Below are 23,796 nucleotides of genomic sequence, written 5' to 3'. Positions count from 1 at the left end.
CTGCGCCATCTTTCTGTTTTTCACCGACAATGCCAAGGCCGGACTGGCGTTGCGCCTACGACTCAGGGCTTTATGAGACAGGCTGACCGGCAGCCTCGCCCCCGTCGGCGGGATCGTCCTGCTCCAGAGCCGCGTATTGACCGACCAGACGCTGAAACTCGAAGACGACCAACGCCCCAGAAACGCCGGGGCGGCGATCACGATTCGCGAGTTGGCGACGCCTGTCTTCTATCACTGGCGCAAGGCGCTGATCGCGTTCCTGATCCCCGTTCTGCTGGCCCTGGCCGCCGCGACCCTGGCCCAACCGATCTACACCGCCCAGTCACGCCTGCTGATCCTGCTGGGCGACGACTATGTGTTTCGCCGCTCGGTGGGCGAAGACGCGACCGGCAATCCGCAGACCTTCGACCGCGCCCAGATCGTCCATGCCGAAATGGAAATCCTGGGCTCGCGTGAAATCCGCGAGAAGACCCTGACCGACATCGGCCTGACGCGCGTCTATCCCAAGGCGAAAGCCGGCCCGGCAGGCATGAACGCGGCTCTAGAGCAACTCGGCCGCGACCTGACGATCGAAAACGTACCCCAGTCCAACACCATCGAGGTGCGTCTGCGTCATAGCGATCCCAAGGTGGCGGCCGACTTCGTCAATCGCCTGGTTCAGAACTACATCGCCAGCCGCCGCGAAATATTCCAGCGCGCCGACAGCGCGGCCGTCAACGATCAGCAGCGCGGCCTGTCCGATCAACTGGCCGCAACCGAGGCCCAGATCGCCGACCTGTCGAACCGTTACGCCATCGGCGACTACGATCAGGAAATCCAAGGCGTGCAGTCGCAGCAGACCGCATTGACCGCTCAGTTGGCCGCTCAGGACCAGTTGATCGCCACCGCCGCCGCACGCGCCGACCGGCTGGCCCAGCAGTTGCGCAACGCCTCGGCCCAGATCGCGCTGAACACCGACGACACCCGCTCTCAACAGGTCACGGCCCTGACCGACAATCTGATGCTGCTGCGCGAGCGTCGTCGGGTCGCCGCCGCCCGCTATGCCGACGGCTATCCGCTCGTGGTCGAACTGGATCGTCAAATCACCGACCTTGAAACCCAGATCGCCGCCGCGCCCCCGTCGCAGACGACTCTGGTCCGCAGCGGCCCCAACCCCGTCAGCCAGCAGATCGAGACACAACTGGCCACCACACGCGGCGAACTGGCCGGTCTGCAGTCGGGACGCGCACAGCTGTCCGACGCCCTCGGCGCCGCGCGCAGCCGCCTGGCCAGTTTGGTCGAGATCGGGCCGCGTTATCGCGAGTTGACGCGCCAGCGCACCCTGACCGAAACCGCCTATCGCAGCGTTTCCGAGAACGCCGAGGATTCGCGGCTGCAAAGCTCAATCGCCGGCGCAAACGCCAATGTGCGTGTCATCGAGGCCGCCCAACCGCCGACCAAGGCCCGCACCGGCCGGCTGCTGATCCTGGCGGCAGGTCTGGTCGTCGGAAGCCTGGCGGCCCTGGCCGTCATCATCGTTTCGGCCGCCGCCTCGCCCGTCATACTGACCCCGCGCGATGCGGAGGTGCGTCTGCGCGCCCCGGTCCTGGCCACCGTGCCGCTGGGCGACGACGACGACAGCCCCCTGCCCCGCTGGCGCCCGCTGACGTCGCGGCTGACGGCGGATCAGGCGGCTTTGATCCTGCGGCGCTTGCGGGAAAACGCCGATGGCCAGGCCGCGCTAGCGGTGATCGGGCCAGAGGACGGCGTGGGCGTCACCAGCATCGCGCTGGACCTAGCGATGGCCTCGGCCTTCCGATCGGGTGTCGAGACCCTGCTGATCGACGCCGAACCGCGAGAGGACGCCAGCGTCGCCATGGCCATTCACGGCCTGGGCGGACGACTGACCAACATCCCCGACAGCCCCTATGTGTTGCGGGTCGAGGACAGTAATCTGTACGTCACCACGCCGATGACGCGCACCGGCTCGAACATTTCCGAGGCGCGCTGGCGCAACTTTGTCGATGGGGTTAAGGCGCGGTTCCCGGTGGTGATCGTGGACACGCCCTCGCTGCACCGATCCTCCGCCGCCCTGCTGCTTGCGCCGCTGACGGACCTGTCGCTGGTGGTGATCGAGGCGGAGGAGACGCGCACGGCCGTCGCCGCCAATCTGATTGAACGGGTCACGGCGGCGGGCGGGACGGTGGCGGGCGTCATCCTGAACATGCGCCGCTTCCACATCCCCCGCTTCATCTACACCCGCATCTAGCGCAGCGCCGCCAGGGCGCGGGGCAGGATCTCGCTGAGGTCGTCGGCGATCAGGCCCGGTCCGAACCGGTTCGCCGCATCGCTATGGATCCAGACCGCCGCCGAGGCCGCCTCGAAACTATCCATCCGCTGGGCCGTCAGGCCGCCGATGATCCCGGCCAGCACGTCTCCGCTGCCGGCGGTGGCCAGCCAGGGCGAGCCGTTTGGATTGAATCGCACCCGCCCGTCCGGCGCCGCGATCAGGGTCTGCGAGCCTTTCAGCACGATCACCGCCCGCGCTTGCTTGGCCGCCTCCGCCACGGCGGCCTCGCGTCCCTGTTTCAGCAGGCCAGGAAACAGCCGCTCGAACTCGCCCTCGTGCGGGGTCAGGATGTCGTCGCGGTCCAGCAAACCGATCAACTCGACCGTCCGTCCCTTGAAGACCGACAGGCCGTCGGCGTCGATCACCAGCACCGCCCCTGTCCCGGCCAGTGCATGGATGTTCGCCACGGTCGCCTCGTCGGCGCCGGCCGCCGGGCCGACCACGATCGCATCGGCGCTGCTCGCCTCGCGCCCCAGCGCCTCCGCCGAGGGGAAGGGCGTCAGCATGATCGCCTGAATGGCCGGAGCGATCACCGCTGCGGCATCGGGCGGGCAAAGGATTCGCACTACGCCCGCGCCCATCCGCAGTCCCGCCCGCGCCGCCAGCCGCGCCGCGCCCGTGTGATGCGCTCGACCCGACACCACCACTAAACGCCCCCGAGCATGTTTGTGCGTCTCTGCGCTCGGCCAGGGCAGAAAACTGCGCCATAGCGCGGGGTCGTTGGTCTGCATTGTCCGCCTTCCGATTATCCGTGGCTCTTCTGCGAAAACTGCTTGCTTTCAGCGCCCTTGGTGTGTCCCATTCAGGCCCGAGCGCCGCTGCATTTCGTGCGCCGCTCAGGGGTCGCCATGAAGAAGATCGAAGCCATCATCAAGCCCTTCAAGCTGGATGACGTCAAAGAGGCACTCCAGGATGTGGGCGTGCAAGGCATGACTGTGCTGGAGGCCAAGGGATATGGCCGCCAGAAGGGCCATTCCGAACTGTATCGCGGCGCCGAATACGTCATCGACTTCCTGCCCAAGATCAAGATCGAGGTTGTCGTCGCCGACGACATGGCGCCCGCCGTGGTCGAGGCTATTCAGACCTCTGCTCGCACGGGCAAGATCGGCGACGGCAAGATCTTCGTGTCCGACGTCGCCGAGGTGATCCGCATCCGAACCGGCGAAACGGGCGCACAGGCCGTCTGACGTTGACTACCCCTCCCCGGCCTCGGCCCTCGGGTCGTGGTCCGGTTTCCTCCCCAAACGATAAGAAAACAGGACTTCCGAGAATGAGCGCCAGCAAGATCCTCAAGGAGATCAAGGAAAAGGACGTCCAATATGTCGACGTCCGTTTCACCGACACGCGCGGCAGGCTGCAGCACGTCACCTTCGACGTCGATCTGGTCGACGAGGACTTCCTGACGGAAGGCACGATGTTCGATGGCTCGTCCATCGCCGGCTGGAAGGCCATCAACGAGTCCGACATGCTGCTGAAGCCGGACCTGACCACGGCCTACATCGATCCGTTCTACCAGCAGACCACGATGTTCCTGTTCTGCGACGTGCTGAACCCCGACACGGGCGAGCCCTATAACCGCGACAGCCGCTCCATGGCCAAGAAGGCGCTGTCCTATGTGCAGTCGTCGGGCGTGGGCGATCAGGTCTTCTTCGGCCCGGAAGCCGAGTTCTTCATCTTCGACGACGTGCGCTGGTCTACCCAGCCGCACGACACCGGCTACAGCTACGATTCGACGGAACTGCCCGCCAACACCGGCGCCGAATATGCCGAAGGCAATATGGGCCACCGCCCCGGACCCAAGGGCGGCTATTTCCCGGTCAATCCGGTCGATTCCGGCCAGGACCTGCGCGGCGAAATGCTGGGCGTCATGCGCGACCTGGGCCTGCAGCCCGAGAAGCACCACCACGAGGTGGCCCCGGCCCAGCACGAACTGGGTCTGAAGTTCTCCGACCTGCTGACCATGGCTGACCGCCTTCAGCTCTATAAGTACGTCATCCACAACGTGGCCCACGCCTACGGCAAGTCGGCGACCTTCATGGCCAAGCCGATGTTCGCCGACAACGGCTCGGGCATGCACGTTCACATGTCGATCTGGAAGGACGGCAAGCCCCAGTTCGCCGGCGACCAGTACGCCGGCCTGAGCCAAGAATGCCTGTGGTACATCGGCGGCATCATCAAGCACGCCAAGGCCATCAACGCCTTCGCCAACTCGACCACCAACTCCTACAAGCGTCTGGTGCCCGGCTACGAAGCCCCGGTGAAGCTGGCCTATTCGGCGCGCAACCGTTCGGCCTCCATCCGCATCCCACACGTCTCCTCGCCCAAGGCCAAGCGTCTGGAAGCCCGCTTCCCCGATCCGATGGGCAACCCCTATCTGACCTTCGTAGCCCTGCTGATGGCCGGCCTGGACGGCATCGAGAACCGCATCGATCCGGGCGCGCCCGCCGACAAGAACCTCTACGACCTGCCGCCGGAAGAGCGCGGCTCGATCCCCGAGGTCTGCGGCTCGCTGCGTGAAGCGCTGGAGAACTTGGACAAGGACCGCGCCTTCCTCAAAAAGGGCGGCGTCATGGATGACGACTTCATCGACAGCTACATCGAGCTGAAGATGGAAGAGGTGATGCGCCTGCAACTGCATCCGCACCCGGTCGAGTTCGACATGTACTACAGCTGCTGATCGCAGGATCGGCGTAAAAAGACGAAGGGCCGGGGATCGCTCCCCGGCCCTTTTTCATGTCTCGGATTGGCTGGGGAAACGCCACGCCCTCGCCGCTCTATCGGATCGTCAGGCCATCTCGGCTTCCAGCGCGTCGGCCTTCTTGCGGCGCAGTTCGATCAGCCGCACGCACCAGATCGAAACCTCGTAGAGCAGCACCATCGGCACGGCCAGCATCAGCTGGCTGATCGGATCAGGCGGGGTCACGACGGCGGCGACCACCACGACCGCGACGATGGCGTAGCGGCGGCCCGACGACATCAGCTTGGAATTGATCAGACCCGCCATCCCCAACAGGGTCATCACGACCGGCAGCTGGAAGCACAGGCCAAACGCCAGAAGCAGCGCCGTCACCAGGTTCAGATAGTCCGACACCTTGGGCAGCAGATTGGCCGCCACTCCGTCGCCCACGATCTGCTGGCTCAGCGAAAACCACATCACGAAGGGAAGCATGACGAAATAGACCAGCGCGGCCCCAAGCAGGAACAGCAAGGGCGCCGCCACCAGGAACGGCAGGAAGGCGCCGCGCTCGTTGCGATAAAGCCCCGGCGCGACGAAGCGGTACAACTGCCAGGCCAGTACGGGGAAGGCCACGAACACCGCGCCGAACCCGGCCAGCTTCATCTTGGTGAACAGGATTTCCAGCGGCGCCGTATAGATCAGATTGACCGTATGGCCGTTGACGTGCGGCAGGGGCTTCAGCCCGGCCGTGCCCAGGATCAGGTCCAGCGGCGAGACGTGACCATGTGGGCCGACCGACGAATAGAAGGCCTGGGCCGCCACGAACGGCTTGACCAGAAACAGATAGATCGGCTCGGAAAAGGCGAAACAGCCGATGAAGCCGACCGCAAAGGCGACGACGCAGATCAGAAGCCGCCGACGCAGCTCGATCAGATGGTCCATCAGAGGCGCCCGCGACGCCTCGATCTCGGCTTCGTCACGATCGGACAGGGTCAAAGATCGACAGCCTTCTTGCGCGCGCCCTTGGGCTTGGCGGCCTTGGCCGCAGCGGTCTTGACGGTCTTGGTCGCAGCCGGTCTGGCCGCCTTCGGTTTATCCGAGGCCGTCTTCGGCGCCTTGGTCTTGGCGACAGTCGGGGGCTTCGCCGCAGCCTTCTTCACAGTCGGCGTGCGCTTGGCCTCGGGTGCGAGAGCGGGTTCAGCGTTCACCGACGCGCCGACGTCCGGCCATTCGTCCGCCGCCGGCGTCATCACCGGCGCTTCGGGCACGGGCGCCGGCCGGGGCGTCGATGTCGTCGGCGCGGTCAGTCCGGCGTTGATGTCCTTGAACGCCGCGTCGGCCTCGGGCCCCAGCGGATACATCGCCCCCTGCCCGGTCCGCAGCGCCTCGACCTCCTTGCGCAGGTCGTCCAACTCGGACTGGCGCGCCATTTCGTCGAAGCTGGTGCGAAACTCATTGGCCATCGCGCGCGCCTTGGCCACCATCTGGCCGACGCGACGCATCAGGATCGGCAAATCCTTTGGTCCCACCACAAGCAGGGCCACGATGCCGATCACCACTAATTCGAAACCCCCCACTCCGGGGGCGAGCCCGCCCATGCGTCAACCCTTACAGATGACGGCTAGCGCTTCAGCTCTTCCTTTTCCGCCTCGGTGCGCGGCAGCGAGCTGACGCCCTCGTGCGGACCGTCCTTCTTGTCCTCGTCCTTCAGTCCGTCCTTGAAGGCGCGGATGCCCTTAGCGGCGTCGCCCATGATGCCGGACAGCTTGCCGCGCCCGCCGAACAGCAGGGCGACCACGACGATGACGATGGCCCAGTGCCAGATGCTCATGGAGCCCATGGCGTATTCTCCTCGCGGGGATCGGTCATCCGATCCCATCCACTCTTATTCGACCCGCATATAGGCGCAGTCATGGCGTCCCGCCAAGGGAGGCTGTAGGCCTGCGCGACCATGAGTCCCTCCGATCACGTCATCATCCACACCGACGGCGCCTGCAAGGGCAATCCCGGACCTGGCGGCTGGGGCGCCGTGCTTCAGGCAGGCGGCGGCCACGAAAAGGAACTCTGGGGCGGCGAGCCCAACACCACCAACAACCGGATGGAGCTGATGGCCGCCATCATGGCTCTGGAGGCCCTGAAACGGCCCTGTAAGGTCGAGCTGCATACCGACAGCAAGTATGTGATGCAGGGAATCACTGAATGGATGCGCGGCTGGAAGGCGCGCGGCTGGCTGACGGCGGACAAGAAGCCGGTCAAGAACGCCGACCTTTGGCAGCGACTGGACGCCGCCCGCACGCGCCACGACGTCAAATGGCGCTGGGTCAAGGGCCACGCCGGCCATGAGCTGAACGAGCGCGCGGACCAACTGGCGAATCGCGGCGTGGCGGAGCTGAAGGGGCGTTAGGTTCAACTGCACATCTGTGGGCCCAGGCCTGGTGGTCACTGCCGGGCTGTTTACAGCGAAGAACCTGGAACCCAGGGGCACGCCCGGACTGTTGGACAGACCTAAAGCCTGATGCACGACTTCCAGGTTTCGGATTCCGCCTTCGGACGCCCTTGGAATGACATTAGAAAGCTGAATGTGGATCGAACCTTAGACGACCTCGACTTCCTTTTCCGGCTCGGCCGGTCGGCGGCGGATGCGTGATCCGCTCATGACCGCGCCGAACAGGGCGGCTGTGGCGGCGATCTGGAAACCATGCCGCACGCCGCTCTGCGGCGCGGCCGACAGCAGAAAGGCCACGACCACGGCGCCCATCGACTGACCCAGGACGCGCGCGGTCCCCAGCGCCCCGCCCGCCGCACCAGCCCGCTCACGCGGGGCCTCCGACAACATGGCGCGATTGTTGGGCGACTGGAAGAAACCGAATCCAGCTCCGCACAGGGCCATGCGCCAGACGATGTCGAAATGCGACGATTCGGCGTCCAACAGGCTCAGCGCCATAAGCCCGCAGGCGAACAGCGTCAGCCCCACGGCCCCCAGCACGCCGGCCGAATATCGGTCCGACAAGGCTCCGGCCAGCGGCGCGGCGAACATGGTCCCCAGCGGCCACGGCGTCATCAGCAGCCCCGTCTGCACCGCGCTTAGTCCAAGCGAGCCCTGCAGGAAGAAGGGCAAGGCAACGAAAGCCATCATCTGGGCGGTGAAGGAAATGATCGACGTCGCCACCGACAAGGCGAACATCGGTCGCGCCAGCAAATCGAGCGGGATCAACGGCGTCTTGCTGGGCTTCTCGTGTCGAACCAGCAGGACGCCCGCCGCCAGCCCAAGTCCCGTCAGGCCGAAGCCGAAGATGGACGCCTCGCCATGCGCAAGCGCTTGCATCCCGGTGATGACGAAGCCGAAGGCGGCCGCGCTCAACAGGGCGCCGACGATGTTCAGCCGTCGCTTGTGCAACGGATTGTGCGGCAAGGTGAACCCCGCCATCGACACCGCCAGGACGCCCAACGGAATGTTCAGCGCGAACAGCCAACGCCATTCGCCGACGCTGAGAATCGCGCTGGCGATGGTCGGGCCGGCCGCGGCGGCCATCGACACGATCACCGCATTGATACCGACGGCCCGCCCCAGCATTCGCTGCGGATAGGTGAAGCGCACCAGGGCGCCGTTCACGCTCATGATCCCGGCCGCGCCGAATCCCTGCAGAACCCGCGACAGGCTGAGGGTCAGGATCGAATCGGACAGGGCGCAGGCGATGGACGCCAGGGTGAAAACCGCCAGCCCGATCTGGGACACACGGCGATACCCCACGATCTCGCCCAGCGACGCCAGCGGCAGCAGGGCCACGACGATGGCGATCTGATAGGCGTTGACGATCCAGATCGAGGCTGCGGCCGACGCCTGCAGATCGCGGGCGATGGACGGCAGGGCGACGTTGGCGATGGCGCCGTCCAAGACAGCCAGGGTGATGCCCAGGCCGATGGACACGATGGCCCAATAGCGCCGAGGCGTGGGCAGGCCGTCGGCTGCGACATACTGGCTAGTCATCCCACGCCAACGCGGGCGACCGCGTAACGGTTCAGACGCTGGCCTGAACCGTCAGGCGAGAGCCGTCGACGCGCTTGACGACGACATCCTGCCCCTCTCCCGGCGCCTCGCCCTCGATCTCGGCTGACCATTCGGCGCCAGAGACGAAGACCCGGCCCCGTCCATCGACAAAGGCCTGGACCACCCTGGCCTTTTGGCCGATCAGGCGGCCGTCGCGGTCGTTGATGTCGGGACCGTCGGGATTGGCCTTGGCGATCAGTCGGCGCGACAGCAGGGTCGAGATCACGGTCAAGAGGGCGAACACCGCGACCTCGCCCGGCAGGCCCAGCCGCACGCCCGCCGCCGTCATCACCGCGACGACCCCGGCCGAGACTGCGGGCCACAGCAGCCACTCGGTCGAGAACATCGCCTCCACCGCAAGCAGCAGCACGCCAACAGCAAGCCAGATCCAGAACGGCTGGGCGACATAGAAATCGGCGAGCGCGGTCATCGATCAGCTTCCTAAGAAATCAGGCGGAGGGCGGGACGCTGCCTTGCGCGGGGCGACGCGGCGGCGCGGGGCGTGCGGGCGCGGCCGTGGGTCCGCTCTGCTGCTTGGCCAGGCCGACCATCTCGCCGATGCCGGCGATGGTGCCGACCAGGGCGCCCATTTCGGCGGGCACGATCACGGTGCGTTGCTGCGGGCTGCGGGCCAATTCGGCGAAGGCCTCAACGTATTTCTGCGCCACGAAATAGTTGATGGCGTTCACGTCGCCGCGCGCGATGGCTTCCGACACCATGGCGGTGGCGCGGGCCTCGGCCTCGGCCTCCCGCTCGCGGGCCTCGGCGTCGCGGAAGGCGGCTTCCTTGCGGCCCTCGGCCTGAAGAATGGCGGCCTGTTTGGCGCCCTCGGCGCGGGCGATGGCGGCGGACTTCTCGCCGTCGGCCTCGGTGATGACGGCGCGGCGCTCGCGTTCGGCCTTCATCTGGCGAGCCATGGCGTTGGTGATGTCTGTCGGCGGGGTCAGGTCCTTGATCTCGATGCGGTTGACCTTGACGCCCCAGGGCTCGGTGGCCGCATCGATGACGTGCAGCAGGCGGGTGTTGATGCTGTCGCGCTGGCTCAGAACCTCGTCCAGCTCCATCGAACCGACCACCGTCCGCAGGTTGGTCATGCATAGTTGCGAAATGGCGTAGGGCAGATCGTCGACGCGATAGGCGGCGCGCGCCGAGTCCATCACCTGGATGAAGACGATGCCATCCACCTTCACCATGGCGTTGTCTTTGGTGATGACCTCCTGGGTCGGGACGTCCAGCACCTGTTCCATCATGTTCATGCGACGGCCGACCCGCTCCACGAACGGCGTCAGGAAGCCGATGCCGGGGCTGAGGGTCTTGGTATATTTGCCGAAACGTTCGACCGTGAATTCACGGCCTTGCGGCACGATCTTGATCACGCTGATCAAGAGCACGATGGCCAGCAGCAGCACGACGCCGGCGAAGATGGTGGTCACGTCCATTCGGATCCTCCCTGAGGCGGCAAGCCTACCCGCTGCGCGCGAGCGGCGCTACAGAAACCGGCGGCCCTTGTTGTCAGGCGCCGTTTCGCCGCCGCCAGGCGCCGATCCGCGTCGCCACGTCGCGCTCTATATCGCCGTAAAACAGATTGTAGGGCTCGATCTTGCGCCGATCCGCCCAGCTTCCTCCGGCGGTCAGGAAATCGGCGTCAGGCGCGCTGTGCCACAGCAGGCCGCCGCGACATTCGGTCGAGATCAGCCGCCCGGTCAGGGCCGGCCGCGCGCCCCATTCCAGGCCGGTCGCGTTGGTTGCGCCGCTGTGCTGTCGCGCTTCGGCGCGCGGGTGGGCGGCGGCGCCGGTGACGGGATTGACGCAGATGGACGGGGTCTCCAAGCCTACCAGTTCGCCCCGGTCGTTCCACTCCAGGGCGCGACGAAGGGCGCGACGGGCAGCCGAATCATCGCCGTTCTGCACCGACATCCAGGCAACCAGACAGCCGGTCTGGTCGGCGGCGTCGCAGGGCGCGATGCGTCCATCGAACATCTCGCGGCTCACCAGCGTCTCGATCAAATAGGCGGCGGCCAGACGCGCCTTCAGCGCCGGATGCGCCTGCAGTTCCTCACGCACCAGACGGGCCGCCAGTTCGCCGCCCTGCTCCACCCCTGCAATGATGATGGGCCCGTTCGGATGGTTCTGCAGCCACAGATCGAAGGCCCGCTTCACGTCCCCATAGGCGAAGGCCCTGGCCTCGCGTGCGTCGTCGCGCAGCGTCAGCCGGGTATAGAGGCTGGCCTGTCGATACAGCGGCGCGCTGACCTTGGCCTCGCGCGCGAACGGCGACGCATAGTTCGGCAGCACCACGCGGCGCATATAGGCGTTCGCCCGCGCGTCATCGATGGCCCCGTTCCAGCCCGAACCGCCATCGAACGTCGTCGGCATGACGAAGAACACCGAGGCCTGATCCGACCTTCCGTCGTCCTGCAACGCCCAGGACAGGGCCGAACGATAGTCCGGCTCGGCCGGCGGCTCATAGGTCTGGAACGGCACCTGCGGGTCCAGTCCAGCCCGCAAGATATCGCCGCTCCAGACGGCGACGGCGGCGGTCATCACGAAGACGGCGGCGAACCCCGCATAGCCGACCCACTGCCTGAAGGTCAGCCGGCGCATCAGCGGTACGGGTCGGCCGTCGACAGGAAGTTCTGCACGTAGCGTCGTACACCCTCTTCCAACGGCGTGGACTGCCCCTGGAAGCCGGCGGCGCGAATGCGGTCCATGCGCGCTTCCGTGAAATACTGGTAGCGATCCCGGATCGAGACCGGCGTATCGACATAGTCGATGGACGGGGCCTTGCCCGCGGCGGCGAATGTCGCCCTGGCCAGGTCCGCGAACGAACGCGCCTGTCCCGACCCGGCGTTGAACACGCCCGAAACCTCAGGCGATTGCAGCAGGAATTCGATGATGTCGACCACGTCGTCGACATAGACGAAGTCGCGCATTTGGCCCCCGTCCGAATAATTCGGATTATGCGAGCGGAACAGGGTCACGGCCTCACCTGCCTGCACCTTGGGCCAGATCTGGGCCACCACCGACTTCATACCGCCCTTGTGTCCCTCGTTCGGGCCATAGACGTTGAAGAACTTGAGCCCGGCCCACTGACGCGGCGCCTGGCCTCGGTCCGCCTGGCGCGCCGCATACTGGTCGAACAGCATCTTCGAATAGCCATAGGCGTTTAGCGGCCGAAGCTGAGACAGTGACTCCGCATCGTCATCGTCGTTGAACCCCGTCTCTCCGTCGCCATAGGTCGCCGCCGACGAGGCGTAGATCATCCGCGCGTCACGGATGGCGCACCAATCCCACAGGTCGCGCGACAGGGTGAAGTTGGTCCGCAGGATCAGGTCCGCATCCGGCTCCGTCGTTGAAGAGATCGCGCCCATATGGACGACGGCCTCGATCCGCTCGGCGTGGCGTTCCAGCTGTTCGAACAGCTCTTCGGGCGACCAGAAGTCGGCGATAGGATGTTTGGCCAGGTTCTTCCACTTGGCCAGATCGGCCGTTTCCAGGCGATCGCAGACCACGACGTCATAGGCCGTCTCGGCCGTCAGGCGCGCCACGATGTTGGAGCCGATAAATCCGGCGCCGCCGGTCACCACGATCATGCGCGGGGTCATTGCTCTTGTCCTGTCGCCGGCGCGGCCGGGGCGCCGGTTGTCATCTTCTCTATGGTCCGCGTGGTCGAGAAGCCGTCCTTGAAATCGGCCAGCTTGACCTCTCCGCCCCAGCTTTCAACCAGATCGCCGCCCACTACGCCTTCGCGCGTATAGTCCGAACCCTTGATCAGGACATCAGGGCGTAGTCTTTCGATCAGCGCCAGCGGCGTCGGATCGTCGAAGCTGGTCACGCGATCCACGCTGGCCAGGCCGCCGATGACGACCGCGCGGCTGTCCAGGTCGTTGACCGGCCGTCCCTCGCCCTTCAATCGCCGGACGGAGGCGTCTGTGTTCAGCGCCACCACCAGCCGGTCGCACCAACTGCGCGCCTGGGCCAGATAGGCGACATGGCCCCGGTGAAGAATGTCGAAACAGCCGTTGGTGAAGCCGACCTTCAGCCCCTGACGCCGCCACGTCTCGACGTCGGCGTCCAGCTCGTCCAGCGGCGTGACCTTGGCGACGGCGGCGCTGGCGTGCTGGCTCACCTCGGCCTCGATCAGCTCTGCCGGCGTAACCACGGCGGTCCCCGCCTTGCCGACCACCACGCCCGAGGCCAGGATGGCGAACTGCACCGCCGTTTCCAACGAAGCGCCCGCGCCCAGCGCCAGGCCGATGGCGGCCAGACCCGTGTCGCCGGCCCCGGACACGTCGAACACCTCGCGCGCCCGGCCGGGGAAATGCTTCACCGGCGCGCCCCGCCGGGCCAGGCTCATGCCCTTGCCGGCGCGCGTGACGATGACGGCCTTGGCGGTGGTGGCGGCCAGCAGGGCGTCGAGCGCCGCCTCCACCTCCGCGTCCGTTCCAACCGGCAGGCCCGTCGCCGCCGCCAGCTCCGAAGCGTTGGGCTTGATGACGTCCACAGCGCCGTAACGGGCGAAGTCGCGCCCTTTTGGATCGACCACGACAGGCGCGCCCGATCCCTTGGCCGCCTTCAGGGCCGCAGCGATCAAGGCGTCGCCTACGACGCCTTTCGCATAGTCTGACAACAAATAGACAGACGCTTCGGAAAACGCGTCGGAATCCTCTACCCTGGCCGGCGCCGCCTCATCGTCCAGCCGCAGCAGTTGCTGCCCCGCCGAGACGAACCGCGTCTTGACGATCGTCACAGCCCCGGGAGGCCTGACCAACACGTCTTCGATGCCGGCTTCGGCGTCGATCAAAGCGGTCAACTCCGCCCCCGCCGCATCGTCTCCGACCACGGCGCCCAGACGCGCAACGCCGCCCAGCGCGGCGATGTTGCGCGCCACATTGCCCACGCCGCCAGGCATGGCGACGGTGCGCGCGGTCCGCAGCACTGGGATCGGCGCTTCGGGCGAAATGCGGCTGACTTCGCCATAGACGTAGCGATCCAGCATCAGATCGCCGACGCAGGCGATCTTGAGACCGCGAACGCGCTCCAGCAGGCTCTGCAGGGCGGCCAGATCCAGGGTGTCAGACATCCGCCCGACCTAAAGGATTCACGCCGCCCGCGCCACCGGCGCCTTGGCTCCCAGCTTGATGGCCAGGTCGTCGAAGGCGATCAGTTGCGCGGCCAGGGCCTCGAACTGACCCAGCGGCACCATGTTCGGGCCGTCCGAGGGCGCGTGGTCGGGATCGGGATGGGTCTCGATGAAGACGGCGTCCACGCCCACCGAGACGGCGGCGCGCGCCAAAACCGGCACGAATTCGCGCTGACCGCCCGACGACGTGCCCTGTCCACCTGGTTGCTGGACGCTGTGGGTCGCGTCGAACACGACCGGGCAGCCGATGTCGCGCAACACCGGCAGCGCCCGCATGTCGCTGACCAGGGTGTTGTAGCCGAAGCTGGCGCCGCGTTCGCAGGCCATGACGTTCGGATTGCCCGCGCCGACGACCTTGGCGATGACATTCTTCATGTCCCACGGGGCCAGGAACTGACCCTTCTTGATGTTGATCGCCTTGCCCGTGGCGGCGGCGGCCAGCAGCAGATCGGTCTGGCGGCTTAGGAAGGCGGGGATTTGCAGCACGTCCACCACCTCGCCCACCGGCCCGCACTGGGCCTCGGAATGGACGTCGGTCAGGGTCGGCAGGCCGGTGACATCGCGAATCTCGGCGAAGATCGGCAGAGCGTCCTTCAGGCCAATCCCGCGCGCCGCGCTGGCGCTGGTGCGGTTCGCCTTGTCGAAGCTGGTTTTGTAGATGATGCCCGCGTTCAGCCGCTCGCCGATTTCCTTCAGTTGGTGCGCCGTTTCCAGCGCGTGCTGGCGGCTTTCCATCTGGCACGGTCCCGCGATGAAGGCGATTCGTGCGCCGCCGCCGATGACGACAGGCGTCCGAAGACCTTCGGACAACGTAATGACAGCGTTGGGTCGGCTCACGGGTACGGCTTTCTGCATTTAGAGGGTCTGCGTGCGTGACTGCCGCAAACCTGAGGCCATCAGTTGGCGCTCGTCGGCGATGGGCGCAAGTTATCACGGAGTTCGCCTGCTTGGCCAATAAGCCTGTCATTCTCTGGTTCAGGCGCGATCTGCGGCTTCAGGACAATCCAGCCCTTAACCATGCGGCCGGGACGGGTCGGCCCATCCTGCCGATCTTCATTCTGGAAGACCATTACGACCGGCCTATCGGCGCGGCGTCGCAATGGTGGCTCAACAAGTCCCTTCGCGCCCTGGACGCCACGCTGAAGGATCGCGGAACGCGCCTGATCCTGCGCCGTGGCCGCGCTGCGGCCGTCTTGCAGGCCTTGATCGCGGAAACCGGCTCCGACGCCGTATTCCTGAACCGCCTGTTCGAGCCGGAAGCCTTCGAACAGGACGCGGAGATCGCCCATGCCTTGAAGGCCGACGGCGTCGAATGCCGGGGTTTCAACGGAACTCTGATGTGTCGGCCGGGCGCCGTTCTGAACGGATCGGGCAACCCGTACAAGGTCTTCACCCCCTTTCTTAAAACGCTGCTTTCGACGTCGGAGCCGCCCCCGCACACGACAGGTCCACGGCGAATCGAGACGCCCGAGCGGATCGCCAGCGACGATTTGGACGACTGGGGCCTGCATCCAACATCCCCCGACTGGTCCGGCGGCTTCGACTGGACCCCGGGCGAGGCGGGCGCGTTGGAGGCGCTGTCGACCTTCCTTGCCGGCGGCTTGGCGACCTATACGAAGGATCGGGACTTTCCCGACCGTCCCGCATCCAGCCGCCTTTCCCCGCATCTGCACTGGGGCGAGATCAGTCCGTGGCGCGCCATCGAACGCGCCCGCCAGGCCGCCGAGGTCGGCAAGGCCTCACCCGCCGAGGCTGAAAAGTTCGTCGCCGAAGTCGGCTGGCGCGAGTTTTCGGCCCATCTGCTGCATCAGTTCCCCTACATCGTCGATCGCGCCTTCCGGCCCGAATACGACGCCATGCCGTGGCGCAACGACCCAAAAGGTCTACAGGCTTGGCGATGCGGCCGAACCGGCTATCCGCTCGTGGACGCCGGGATGCGCCAACTTTGGACCACCGGCTGGCTGCACAATCGCGTGCGAATGATCGTCGCCTCCTTCTTGATCAAACATCTGCTGATCGACTGGCGCGAAGGCGAGGCCTGGTTCTGGGATACTCTGGTGGACGCCGACCTGGCCAGCAATGTGCAGAACTGGCAGTGGGTCGCGGGTTCGGGCGCCGACGCTTCGCCCTATTTCCGCATCTTCAATCCCATGGCCCAGAGCGAGAAGTTCGATCCTAAAGGCGGCTATGTGCGTCGCTGGGTTCCCGAACTGGCCCGCCTGCCCGACCGCTGGCTTCACGCCCCTTGGACGGCGCCGGCCGAGGTGCTGCGCGATGCGGGGGTGCGTCTGGGCCACGACTATCCCAGACCCATCGTCGAGCACGAGAAGGCCCGCGCCCGCGCGCTCGACGCTCTAAAAACCGTCACCGGTCGCGGCGACGATCCAAGCGATCGCGATTGACCGACATGTCCTCCAAGCCGAAAGTCTATGCATGAGCGTCGCCAGCGCCGATCTCGAAACCGTCTTCCGCCAGACCCCTCGCGTGTTTGCGATGATGCTGCGCCTGCTGGCCAGGAACTGGACCTTCGGCCGGTTGACCGTCCAACTGCCGAACGGCGAGGTGCATGTCCTGCAGGGCGACCGGCCGGGGCCCTGCGGCATTCTGAACGTCAAGGACTACCGCTTCGCCCGCCGCGTCCTTGCCGCCGGCGACATCGGGTTCGCCGAGGCCTATATGGCCGGCGAATGGGACAGCCCGCACCTGGCCTCCCTGCTGGAGACGCTGGTCGACAACTACGATCACATCCGCCGCCTATTCGACGGCAACTGGCTGATGATGGCGGTCAACTGGCTGTCTCATCGCAGCAACCGCAACAGCCGCGCCGGGTCCAAAAAGAATATCCACGCCCACTACGACCTGGGCAACACCTTCTACGCCAGTTGGCTGGACGGCTCGATGACCTATTCCTCGGCTCGCTTCGGCCGTGCGGGCGAACCGCTTGAGGCCGCCCAACGCGAGAAATACGCCGCCCTGGCCCGGATGATGGACATAAGGCCCGGCATGACCGTGCTGGAGATCGGCTGCGGCTGGGGAGGCTTCGCCGAGTTCGTGGCGCGCGACATCGGCGCCAGGGTCACGGGCATCACGATTTCAAAGGAGCAGCACGACTTCGCCAAGGCCCGACTGTCGAACGCCGGGCTGTCGGAACGCGCCGACATCCGGTTGATCGACTATCGCGACGTTCAGGGCCGCTTCGACCGTGTCGCCTCCATCGAGATGTTCGAGGCGGTCGGCAAGGAATACTGGCCCGCCTATTTCGGCAAGATTCATGATGTCCTGACCCCTAACGGCGTGGCGGGCCTTCAAATCATCACCATCCAGGACGCCCTGTTCGACGAATACAACGCCCGCACCGACTTCATCCAGAAATACGTTTTCCCCGGCGGAATGCTGCCGTCCGAAGAGCGTCTCGCTCCGGTGACAAAGGCTGCAGGCCTGACCTGGCAGGCGGTGGAGCGGTTCGGGAAAGACTACGCCGAAACGCTCAAGCTCTGGGACGAGCGGTTCCAGGCGGCATGGAGCGACATCAGCCGCATGCGCGGTTTCGATGAACGTTTCCGACGTCTATGGCGCTTCTACCTGGCCTATTGCGAGGCGGGTTTTCGCTCGGCCCGCACCGATGTGATCCAACTGACCCTGGCGCGCGCATGAGCTTTCTGATCTCGGTCGAGGACCTGGCGGACCGGCTGGGCCAGCCCAATCTGCGGATCGTGGACGCCAGCTGGCATCTGGACGGCCGCGACGCGCGCGCCGATTTCCAGCAGGCGCATATTCCGGGGGCCGTCTTCTTCGACCTGGACGCCGTGTCGGACCGCGACAGCCCCCTACCCCATATGATGCCTACGCCAACGGCCTTCGCCGAAGCGGTCGGCGCGCTGGGCGTGGCGGCGGACGACCTGATCGTGATCTATGACACGGCTGGTCTGTTCTCGGCGGCCCGCGTCTGGTGGATGTTCAGGACCATGGGCGCGCGCGACGTGCGGGTTCTGGATGGCGGCCTGCCGGTGTGGCGATCTCGTGGGTTTGCGCTGGAGCAAGGCGACGCTGCCGCCCAGCCCGCCGCGTTCGATGCAATCGAGGCGCCATCCGCCGTCGCCGGGCTGAACGATGTTCGAGACGCGCTTAAGGGGGACGCTCAGGTCATCGACGCGCGGAGCGCGGGCCGGTTCGCGGGCAAGGCGGCCGAACCACGCCCTGGCGTTCGCAGCGGCCATATGCCGGGCGCTCTCAACCTGCCCTTCGGCCAATTGCTCGATTCAGACGGCAAGATGAAGCCCGGTGACGCCCTGGCCCAAGCCTTCGTCGACGCCGGGGTGGATCTGGCCCGGCCCGCGATCACCACCTGCGGCTCTGGCGTGACCGCCGCCGTTCTGACGTTGGGCCTAGCCGAACTGGGCCGGCCGTCGCGCCTGTACGATGGCTCCTGGTCGGAATGGGGCGGGCGCATGGACACGCCCGTCCAAACCGACTGATCCCTTCAGGCCGTTTCGTGTGTCAGGCCGCGTCGAGCCGCGCCAGGCAGGCCCTCCGCTGCGTTCAGGTCTTGTGCGTCCGAGGTATCGACCTCGCCGCGCGACACAACGGTCGCCAGCACCAGATCGCCGGTCACGTTCAGCGTGGTGCGGCACATGTCCAGGAAACGGTCCACGCCCAGGATAAGGCCGATGCCTTCGGGCGGCACCTTCACCATCACCAGGATCATGGCCACCACCGGCAGGGAGCCGGCCGGCACGCCCGCCGTCCCTACGCCGCCTAGAATGCAGACCAGCATCACCACCACCTGCTGGGTGATCGTCAGGTCGATGCCGAAGAACTGGGCCAGGAACAGCACCGTCACCCCCTCGAACAGGGCCGTGCCGTTCTGGTTGGCGGTGGCGCCCACGGTCAGGACGAAGCGGGCGATCTTGCGCGGCAGCTTCAGCTGCTCCTCCGCCGCCTTCAGCGACACGGGCAGCGAGGCGTTGGATGAGGCGGTCGAGAAGGCCACCACCATCGGTTCGCGCACGCCCTTGAAGAAGGCGATAGGCGAACGCCCGGCCAGCAGCCAGATCACCAGCGGATAGACCACGAACATATGGATCGCCATCGCACCTACGGCGACGCCGACGAAGGCCGCCAGCCGGACCAGCAGATCCCACCCGAACAGGGCCGCCAGGTTGAACATCAGGCATGCGATGGCCAGCGGAGCCAGTTTGATGAACAGGTTGATCAGGGTCATGGAGACCTCGAAAATCCCCTGGATCACCTCCTGCAGCCGATCCGTCGCCGGGCTCTTGGCCATGACCAGGCCGATGCCGAAGAACAGGGCGAAGACCATCAGCGGCAGGATGGCGTTCTCCGCCGCCGCGGTGACCGCATTGGACGGCACAAGGTCCAGGAAGAAGTCGCCCAGCTGGATCGAACTGTCGCGACCGGTCTGAACGATGCTGGCCGCCCCGTCCTTGCCCTGGGCCAGCAGTTGCTGCGCCACCGCCGGATCGACCCCGCGACCGGGCTGGAAGACATTGACCATCACCAGGCCGATGACCACGGCGATGCTGGACACCACGATGGTCAGCAACAGGGTCTTGATGCCCGCGCGGCCCAGGGCGCTGAGGTCGCCCATCTCGGCCACCCCGACCACAAGGGCCGAGAACAGCAGCGGGATCACCATCATGAACAGCAGGCGCAGGAATATCTGACCGATCGGTCCAGTCACATTGTCCGTCAGCCAGACGACCCAAGCCGTATCGGCGCCGACGGCCAGATTGACCAAAAGCCCCCCGACCAATCCCACGGAAAAGCCGATCAGCATCAGCCAATGCAGCGCGAGGCCGCGTTTCGTCTCGGTCATATTTCCCCCAGGAAGCAATGCTGCTTTCGGCGCTTATCGGATCGGCAGCCCATAGATCAAGCCGGCTGGACGCGCGTTCCATTGTGCGTTCAAACCGCGGTCCAGGTCGAGCGCCGATTGCGAACCCAGATTCCGCTCGAAGATCTCGCCATAGTTCCCAACCGCCGAGACCGCATCCCTGGCCCAGGTCTTGGACAGCCCCAACATCGGGCCGAAATCGCCCTCCGCGCCCAGCAATCGCCGCACACGCGGGTCGCTCGCGGTCTTGGCCAGGTCGTCGGCGCCCTCGCGCGTCACGCCCAGTTCCTCAGCCAGCATCAAGGCGTTCAGCGTCCATCGCACGGTCGCGGCCCAGCGCTCGTCGCCTACCTTTAGCACCGGCCCCAGCGGCTCCTTGGACGCCACGTCCGACAGGATCACATGTTCGGTGGGGTTGCTCAGCACTGTACGCGCCGCGGCCAGAGCCGAGATATCCGCGCTGAAGGCGTCGCAATCCTCGCGGTTGTAGGCGTCGCGCGCCGCCTCTTCGGTATCGAAGACCACAGGCCGGTATTCGATGCCGCGCGATCCGAAATAGTCGGCGGCGTTGGCTTGGGAGGTCGAACCGGACTGAACGCAAACTCGCGCCCCCGTCAGCTCCGTCGCGCTGTTCAGCTTCAGCGAGCGCCGGACCAGGAAACCCTGACCGTCGTAATAGTTGACGCCCGCGAAGACAAAGCCCTCCCCCGCGTCACGGGTCATCGTCCATGACGAGTTACGCCACAGCACGTCGATCCGCCCGTCGTTCAGGGCGGCGAACCGGTCGGCGGCCGACAGCGGCACGAACCGCACTGCATTAGCGTCGCCCAGCACCGCCGCAGCCGTCGCGCGGCAGAAGTCCACGTCGAACCCACGCCACTGGCCCCGATTGTCGGTATAGGCGAAGCCGACCAGCCCCTGGTGAACGCCGCAGTTCAGTCGCCCGCGACGCTTGATCGCCTTCACGGTCGGGCTTTCAGGCAGGGCGGCGGGGCCGCTCGCTGAAGGCGCCGCGGCGGTTTCGGGGGCGGCGGGCGACGCATCCTGGCGTCCACAGCCGGCGGCCAGCAGCACCACGGCCATCGTCCCGATCATCCAGCACCGCATCGCGTTTGGTCCCTCGCCGCTTGCGCCCATGCAGGCTTTAGAGGCCTTTAGGCCCTGAACCGCAACCATGGATTCCCCATGCCGACGCATTCGGACCGCACCCGCCTGATCGCCTCCGCCACGCGCCGGGGTGAGGGCCGCCGCCCCGTCAATCCGCCGCTGGAACGCGCCTCAACAATGCTCAGCGACGCCGCCGCCGTCATGCGCGACGAAACGGAAGGTCCGACCTACGGCCTGTCGGGAACCAACGCGGCGCGTCAGCTGCGTCGCGCCCTGGCCGACCTTGAAGGCGCCGACGAAGCCTTTCTGGTCCCTTCGGGTCTGGCGGCGGTCACCGTTCCGCTTCTAGCCCTGTTGCGACCCGGCGACGAGGTGGTGACGACCGACGCCCTCTATGGCCCCACGCGACGTTTCCTCAGCCGCTATCAGGCCGCGCGCGACGTCACGACCCGCTTCCTTCCGGCCGACGCCGATGCGGCGACCATAATCGCGGCGGTGGGCGACCGGACGCGCCTTGTGCTGATGGAATCGCCCGCGTCCCTGACCTTTGACATGGTCGATGCGGCGGCGGTGGCGGCTAGCTGTCGCGCGCGGGGCGTGCTGACCATCATGGACAACACCTGGGCGGCGGGCCTGGCCTATCGTCCCCTCGCCCAGGGCGTCGATGTCAGCGTCCAGGCCGTGACGAAATATGTCGGCGGCCATTCCGACGTCTTGATGGGCGGCATCGCCGTCAACGCCCCCGCCTGCCGCCGCGCCATCGCCGACGCCATCGAGGATCTGGGCTGGCACGTCTCGCCCGACGACGCCTGGCTGGCGCTAAGGGGCCTTCGCACCCTCCCGCTGCGCTATGCCGAACAGGCGCGTTCGGCCCTGAGGGTCGCCGAGTGGCTTCAGGCCCGCCCCGAGATTTCGCGCGTTCTCTATCCGCCCCTGCCCGGCGCGGCCGGTCATGACCTCTGGACCCGCGACTTCACCGGCGCCGCCTCCCTGATGAGCGTGGTGATGAAGGGCGGCGACCCGGCGGCGGGCGAGGCCTTTCTGGACGCCTTGACCCTGTTCGGCCTGGGCTATTCCTGGGGTGGGTTCGAAAGCCTGATCACGCATGAGACGCACCAGATGGCCTATCGCGCCCATCCTCCGAAGCTTGAGGGTGAACTGATCCGGCTGCACATCGGGCTGGAGGACCCGGCCGACCTGATCGCCGATCTGGAGGTCGGCCTGGGCGCCTTCCGCGCCGCGCTCACCCTTCCTTAAGCGCGACAACGGACTGTCCGTTCGTGCGCGCATCGCCAGCCCAGGTCCCGAATGATTCGCCGCCGCTGTGGGAGCAGCTGGCCGCAGGCTTCGTCGTCTTCATGCTTACGGGCGCCTTGATCGCGCCTGTGATCGCGCCGGACCAGGCCGAGACGCCGGTGCTGCGACTGATCTGGCTGCCGGTTTACGCCGTCACGGCCGGCCTTCTGGTCTTCCGCTTCGACAAGGCGATCCGCGCCTGGCCTGCCTGGTTGATGGTCGGCGCCTTGGTCGCCCTGGCCTACGTCTCTCAATACTGGTCGATCGATCCAGAGGTCACGGATCGCCGCGTCATCGCCATGGCGATCAACAGCGCCTTCGCCGTCTATCTGGGGGCCGTGTTTCGCGGCGCCGCCCTGCCGCGCGTCCTGATGCACACCTGTCTGGTGATGGCGGTGGGCAGTCTGATCATGGTGTTCGCCTATCCAAAGGTGGGCGTGCACCAGTTCGACAACGCCGGTCTCTGGCGCGGCCTGTGGTACGAGAAGAACCAGATGGGCCTGGTCATGGTCGTCGGCTCCGTTTCGGCGGCGGCCTGTCTGGCGGCCGACCAGATCGCCGCCAACGGACGCAAGCCCTGGGCCGCGTTGCTGACGCTGGCCCTGACGACCCTGCTGGTCTTGGCGACCCAGTCCAAGACGTCCCTGCTGTGCCTGATGATCGGCGTCGGCATGGTGGGCGGTTGGTGGGTCTTGAAGCAGGGGGGCGCGGCCGTGACTATCGTCTCCTTGTGGGCCGCTGTGGTCGGGATTGTCGGCGGCGGCTGGGCGTGGCACGTCGCCTCGGCCTCCATCCTCCAGGCCCTGGGAAAGGACCCTTCCCTGACCGGACGAACCCTGATCTGGGAGGCCCTTATGCGCAAGGTGGCCGAACGCCCCTGGACCGGATACGGCTTCAGCGCCTTCTGGGGCGTGGACTCGGTCCCGGCGCGCGAAATCCGCATCCAGACCCAGTGGCCCGTACCCAGCGCCCACAATGGCTGGATCGACCTTCTGGTCCAGTTGGGCTGGCCCGGCGCGATAGCAGTCGGGGCCCTGATCGTCATCGCCGTCGTCATGATCCTGGCCCGCACCAACGGCCTGGGCGCGCGCGAAGGCTATTGGAGCGTCGGCTATCTGTCGGTCTTTATCGCGCTCAGCCTGTCGGAAAGCGTGCTGCTGAACCACGCCAGCCTGCCTTGGTCGCTGATGCTGGCCATTCTGACGCGCGCCGTAACCTTCGATCCGCCGCCCGTGCGCGCGCCGCTTGCTCGACCGGCTTTGCGGGCCTACCAGAACCGGCCCCGAATCGCCTCAGACTATGTGAATGGCCGCCGACCTCTTCGCTTTTGACGACGAACCCG

22 protein-coding genes are annotated in these 23,796 nt (G+C 66.3%); 9 read left to right on the top strand and 13 right to left on the bottom strand.

What is annotated here, in order from left to right:
* Positions 1-136 precede the first annotated feature (136 nt).
* Positions 137-2,248, top strand: coding sequence for a GumC family protein (locus tag ACYX4P_RS10960; RefSeq protein WP_248116445.1), 2,112 nt, complete (start codon positions 137-139; stop codon positions 2,246-2,248).
* On the opposite strand, the gene ACYX4P_RS10955 is transcribed toward ACYX4P_RS10960, so the two are convergent.
* Positions 2,245-3,060: an NAD(P)H-hydrate dehydratase gene (locus tag ACYX4P_RS10955; RefSeq protein WP_248116443.1), complete on the bottom strand. Its 816-nt coding sequence runs from the start codon at positions 3,058-3,060 to the stop codon at positions 2,245-2,247. The two genes, ACYX4P_RS10960 and ACYX4P_RS10955, sit on opposite strands and share 4 nt — an antisense overlap.
* Positions 3,061-3,177: 117 nt before the next feature.
* Here ACYX4P_RS10955 and ACYX4P_RS10950 point away from each other — a divergent pair, with 117 nt between their 5' ends.
* Together ACYX4P_RS10950 and glnA are read left to right on the top strand one after the other, a co-directional pair.
* A complete protein-coding gene (locus tag ACYX4P_RS10950) occupies positions 3,178-3,516 on the top strand; it encodes a P-II family nitrogen regulator (RefSeq protein ID WP_248116441.1) in 339 nt (112 codons plus the stop codon).
* 83 nt (positions 3,517-3,599) lie between these two features.
* The gene (gene glnA / locus ACYX4P_RS10945) at positions 3,600-5,006 is read left to right on the top strand and encodes a type I glutamate--ammonia ligase (protein ID WP_248116439.1); all 1,407 of its coding nucleotides are present in this window, start codon (positions 3,600-3,602) and stop codon (positions 5,004-5,006) included.
* A 108-nt stretch (positions 5,007-5,114) separates the two neighbouring features.
* Here glnA and tatC read toward each other — a convergent pair whose 3' ends face one another.
* The 3 genes from tatC to ACYX4P_RS10930 are packed head-to-tail and all read right to left on the bottom strand — an operon-like array spanning position 5,115 to position 6,846.
* Positions 5,115-6,002, bottom strand: a complete 888-nt coding sequence (gene tatC, locus ACYX4P_RS10940) for a twin-arginine translocase subunit TatC (RefSeq protein ID WP_248116437.1) — start codon at positions 6,000-6,002, stop codon at positions 5,115-5,117.
* Positions 5,999-6,604, bottom strand: coding sequence for a Sec-independent protein translocase protein TatB (gene tatB / locus ACYX4P_RS10935; RefSeq protein WP_248116435.1), 606 nt, complete (start codon positions 6,602-6,604; stop codon positions 5,999-6,001). Before tatB ends, tatC begins: the two co-directional genes overlap by 4 nt.
* A 23-nt stretch (positions 6,605-6,627) precedes the next feature.
* A complete protein-coding gene (locus ACYX4P_RS10930) occupies positions 6,628-6,846 on the bottom strand; it encodes a twin-arginine translocase TatA/TatE family subunit (RefSeq protein WP_248116433.1) in 219 nt (72 codons plus the stop codon).
* A 111-nt stretch (positions 6,847-6,957) separates the two neighbouring features.
* On the opposite strand from ACYX4P_RS10930, the gene rnhA reads away from it, so the two are divergent.
* A complete protein-coding gene (gene rnhA, locus ACYX4P_RS10925; protein WP_248116431.1) occupies positions 6,958-7,410 on the top strand; it encodes a ribonuclease HI in 453 nt (150 codons plus the stop codon).
* Positions 7,411-7,599: 189 nt separating this feature from the next.
* Here the strand turns inward: rnhA and ACYX4P_RS10920 are convergent, their stop codons facing one another.
* The 7 genes from ACYX4P_RS10920 to kdsA all read right to left on the bottom strand — a co-directional run bounded on the left by ACYX4P_RS10920 (position 7,600) and on the right by kdsA (position 15,052).
* Positions 7,600-8,994: an MFS transporter gene (locus ACYX4P_RS10920; protein ID WP_292046303.1), complete on the bottom strand. Its 1,395-nt coding sequence runs from the start codon at positions 8,992-8,994 to the stop codon at positions 7,600-7,602.
* 31 nt (positions 8,995-9,025) lie between these two features.
* Complete coding sequence (locus ACYX4P_RS10915; RefSeq protein ID WP_248116425.1) at positions 9,026-9,484, bottom strand: NfeD family protein; 459 nt, start codon at positions 9,482-9,484, stop codon at positions 9,026-9,028.
* Positions 9,485-9,503: 19 nt separating this feature from the next.
* Positions 9,504-10,493: an SPFH domain-containing protein gene (locus ACYX4P_RS10910; protein WP_248116423.1), complete on the bottom strand. Its 990-nt coding sequence runs from the start codon at positions 10,491-10,493 to the stop codon at positions 9,504-9,506.
* A 73-nt stretch (positions 10,494-10,566) separates the two neighbouring features.
* Positions 10,567-11,658, bottom strand: coding sequence for a DUF3089 domain-containing protein (locus ACYX4P_RS10905; RefSeq protein ID WP_248116421.1), 1,092 nt, complete (start codon positions 11,656-11,658; stop codon positions 10,567-10,569).
* Positions 11,658-12,659 carry an ADP-glyceromanno-heptose 6-epimerase gene (gene rfaD, locus ACYX4P_RS10900; protein ID WP_248116419.1) on the bottom strand — a complete coding sequence of 334 codons (1,002 nt, stop codon included), beginning with the start codon at positions 12,657-12,659 and terminating at the stop codon, positions 11,658-11,660. Before rfaD ends, ACYX4P_RS10905 begins: the two co-directional genes overlap by 1 nt.
* A complete protein-coding gene (rfaE2, locus tag ACYX4P_RS10895; protein ID WP_248116416.1) occupies positions 12,656-14,137 on the bottom strand; it encodes a D-glycero-beta-D-manno-heptose 1-phosphate adenylyltransferase in 1,482 nt (493 codons plus the stop codon). The genes rfaD and rfaE2 overlap by 4 nt, the downstream gene beginning before the upstream one ends.
* Positions 14,138-14,155: 18 nt before the next feature.
* Positions 14,156-15,052: a 3-deoxy-8-phosphooctulonate synthase gene (gene kdsA / locus ACYX4P_RS10890; protein ID WP_248116414.1), complete on the bottom strand. Its 897-nt coding sequence runs from the start codon at positions 15,050-15,052 to the stop codon at positions 14,156-14,158.
* A 92-nt stretch (positions 15,053-15,144) separates the two neighbouring features.
* On the opposite strand from kdsA, the gene ACYX4P_RS10885 reads away from it, so the two are divergent.
* From ACYX4P_RS10885 to sseA, 3 genes are read left to right on the top strand one after another with little or no spacing between them, the layout of a single operon-like run.
* Positions 15,145-16,599, top strand: a complete 1,455-nt coding sequence (locus ACYX4P_RS10885; RefSeq protein WP_312572918.1) for a cryptochrome/photolyase family protein — start codon at positions 15,145-15,147, stop codon at positions 16,597-16,599.
* A gap of 31 nt (positions 16,600-16,630) precedes the next feature.
* Positions 16,631-17,851 (top strand): SAM-dependent methyltransferase, encoded by a 1,221-nt coding sequence (locus ACYX4P_RS10880; protein WP_248116410.1) that lies wholly within the window; start codon positions 16,631-16,633, stop codon positions 17,849-17,851.
* Positions 17,848-18,672 (top strand): 3-mercaptopyruvate sulfurtransferase, encoded by an 825-nt coding sequence (gene sseA, locus ACYX4P_RS10875; RefSeq protein ID WP_248116407.1) that lies wholly within the window; start codon positions 17,848-17,850, stop codon positions 18,670-18,672. Before ACYX4P_RS10880 ends, sseA begins: the two co-directional genes overlap by 4 nt.
* 5 nt (positions 18,673-18,677) lie before the next feature.
* Here sseA and ACYX4P_RS10870 read toward each other — a convergent pair whose 3' ends face one another.
* Positions 18,678-20,033 carry a dicarboxylate/amino acid:cation symporter gene (locus ACYX4P_RS10870; RefSeq protein WP_248116405.1) on the bottom strand — a complete coding sequence of 452 codons (1,356 nt, stop codon included), beginning with the start codon at positions 20,031-20,033 and terminating at the stop codon, positions 18,678-18,680.
* A gap of 33 nt (positions 20,034-20,066) precedes the next feature.
* On the bottom strand, positions 20,067-21,158 hold the full coding sequence (locus tag ACYX4P_RS10865; protein WP_292046310.1) for an amino acid ABC transporter substrate-binding protein: 1,092 nt from the start codon (positions 21,156-21,158) through the stop codon (positions 20,067-20,069).
* Positions 21,159-21,236: 78 nt separating this feature from the next.
* On the opposite strand from ACYX4P_RS10865, the gene metC reads away from it, so the two are divergent.
* Both metC and ACYX4P_RS10855 read left to right on the top strand, forming a co-directional pair.
* Positions 21,237-22,415 (top strand): cystathionine beta-lyase, encoded by a 1,179-nt coding sequence (metC, locus tag ACYX4P_RS10860; protein WP_248116403.1) that lies wholly within the window; start codon positions 21,237-21,239, stop codon positions 22,413-22,415.
* A gap of 23 nt (positions 22,416-22,438) precedes the next feature.
* On the top strand, positions 22,439-23,785 hold the full coding sequence (locus tag ACYX4P_RS10855; RefSeq protein WP_248116401.1) for an O-antigen ligase family protein: 1,347 nt from the start codon (positions 22,439-22,441) through the stop codon (positions 23,783-23,785).
* The last annotated feature ends 11 nt before the right edge of the window (positions 23,786-23,796 follow it).

This window comes from Brevundimonas sp. ABV4_179, assembly GCF_056311945.1.
This window is presented reverse-complemented; position numbering and strand designations above follow the sequence as displayed.

Coding starts and splice junctions, on each gene's coding strand:
- ACYX4P_RS10955 (WP_248116443.1), bottom strand. CDS start 3,060: ATGCAGACCAACGACCCCGCGCTATGGCGCAGTTTTCTGCCCTGGCCG.
- ACYX4P_RS10950 (WP_248116441.1), top strand. CDS start 3,178: ATGAAGAAGATCGAAGCCATCATCAAGCCCTTCAAGCTGGATGACGTC.
- glnA (WP_248116439.1), top strand. CDS start 3,600: ATGAGCGCCAGCAAGATCCTCAAGGAGATCAAGGAAAAGGACGTCCAA.
- tatB (WP_248116435.1), bottom strand. CDS start 6,604: ATGGGCGGGCTCGCCCCCGGAGTGGGGGGTTTCGAATTAGTGGTGATC.
- ACYX4P_RS10930 (WP_248116433.1), bottom strand. CDS start 6,846: ATGGGCTCCATGAGCATCTGGCACTGGGCCATCGTCATCGTCGTGGTC.
- rnhA (WP_248116431.1), top strand. CDS start 6,958: ATGAGTCCCTCCGATCACGTCATCATCCACACCGACGGCGCCTGCAAG.
- ACYX4P_RS10920 (WP_292046303.1), bottom strand. CDS start 8,994: ATGACTAGCCAGTATGTCGCAGCCGACGGCCTGCCCACGCCTCGGCGC.
- ACYX4P_RS10915 (WP_248116425.1), bottom strand. CDS start 9,484: ATGACCGCGCTCGCCGATTTCTATGTCGCCCAGCCGTTCTGGATCTGG.
- ACYX4P_RS10910 (WP_248116423.1), bottom strand. CDS start 10,493: ATGGACGTGACCACCATCTTCGCCGGCGTCGTGCTGCTGCTGGCCATC.
- ACYX4P_RS10905 (WP_248116421.1), bottom strand. CDS start 11,658: ATGCGCCGGCTGACCTTCAGGCAGTGGGTCGGCTATGCGGGGTTCGCC.
- rfaD (WP_248116419.1), bottom strand. CDS start 12,659: ATGACCCCGCGCATGATCGTGGTGACCGGCGGCGCCGGATTTATCGGC.
- rfaE2 (WP_248116416.1), bottom strand. CDS start 14,137: ATGTCTGACACCCTGGATCTGGCCGCCCTGCAGAGCCTGCTGGAGCGC.
- kdsA (WP_248116414.1), bottom strand. CDS start 15,052: ATGCAGAAAGCCGTACCCGTGAGCCGACCCAACGCTGTCATTACGTTG.
- ACYX4P_RS10880 (WP_248116410.1), top strand. CDS start 16,631: ATGAGCGTCGCCAGCGCCGATCTCGAAACCGTCTTCCGCCAGACCCCT.
- sseA (WP_248116407.1), top strand. CDS start 17,848: ATGAGCTTTCTGATCTCGGTCGAGGACCTGGCGGACCGGCTGGGCCAG.
- ACYX4P_RS10870 (WP_248116405.1), bottom strand. CDS start 20,033: ATGACCGAGACGAAACGCGGCCTCGCGCTGCATTGGCTGATGCTGATC.
- ACYX4P_RS10865 (WP_292046310.1), bottom strand. CDS start 21,158: ATGCGGTGCTGGATGATCGGGACGATGGCCGTGGTGCTGCTGGCCGCC.
- metC (WP_248116403.1), top strand. CDS start 21,237: ATGCCGACGCATTCGGACCGCACCCGCCTGATCGCCTCCGCCACGCGC.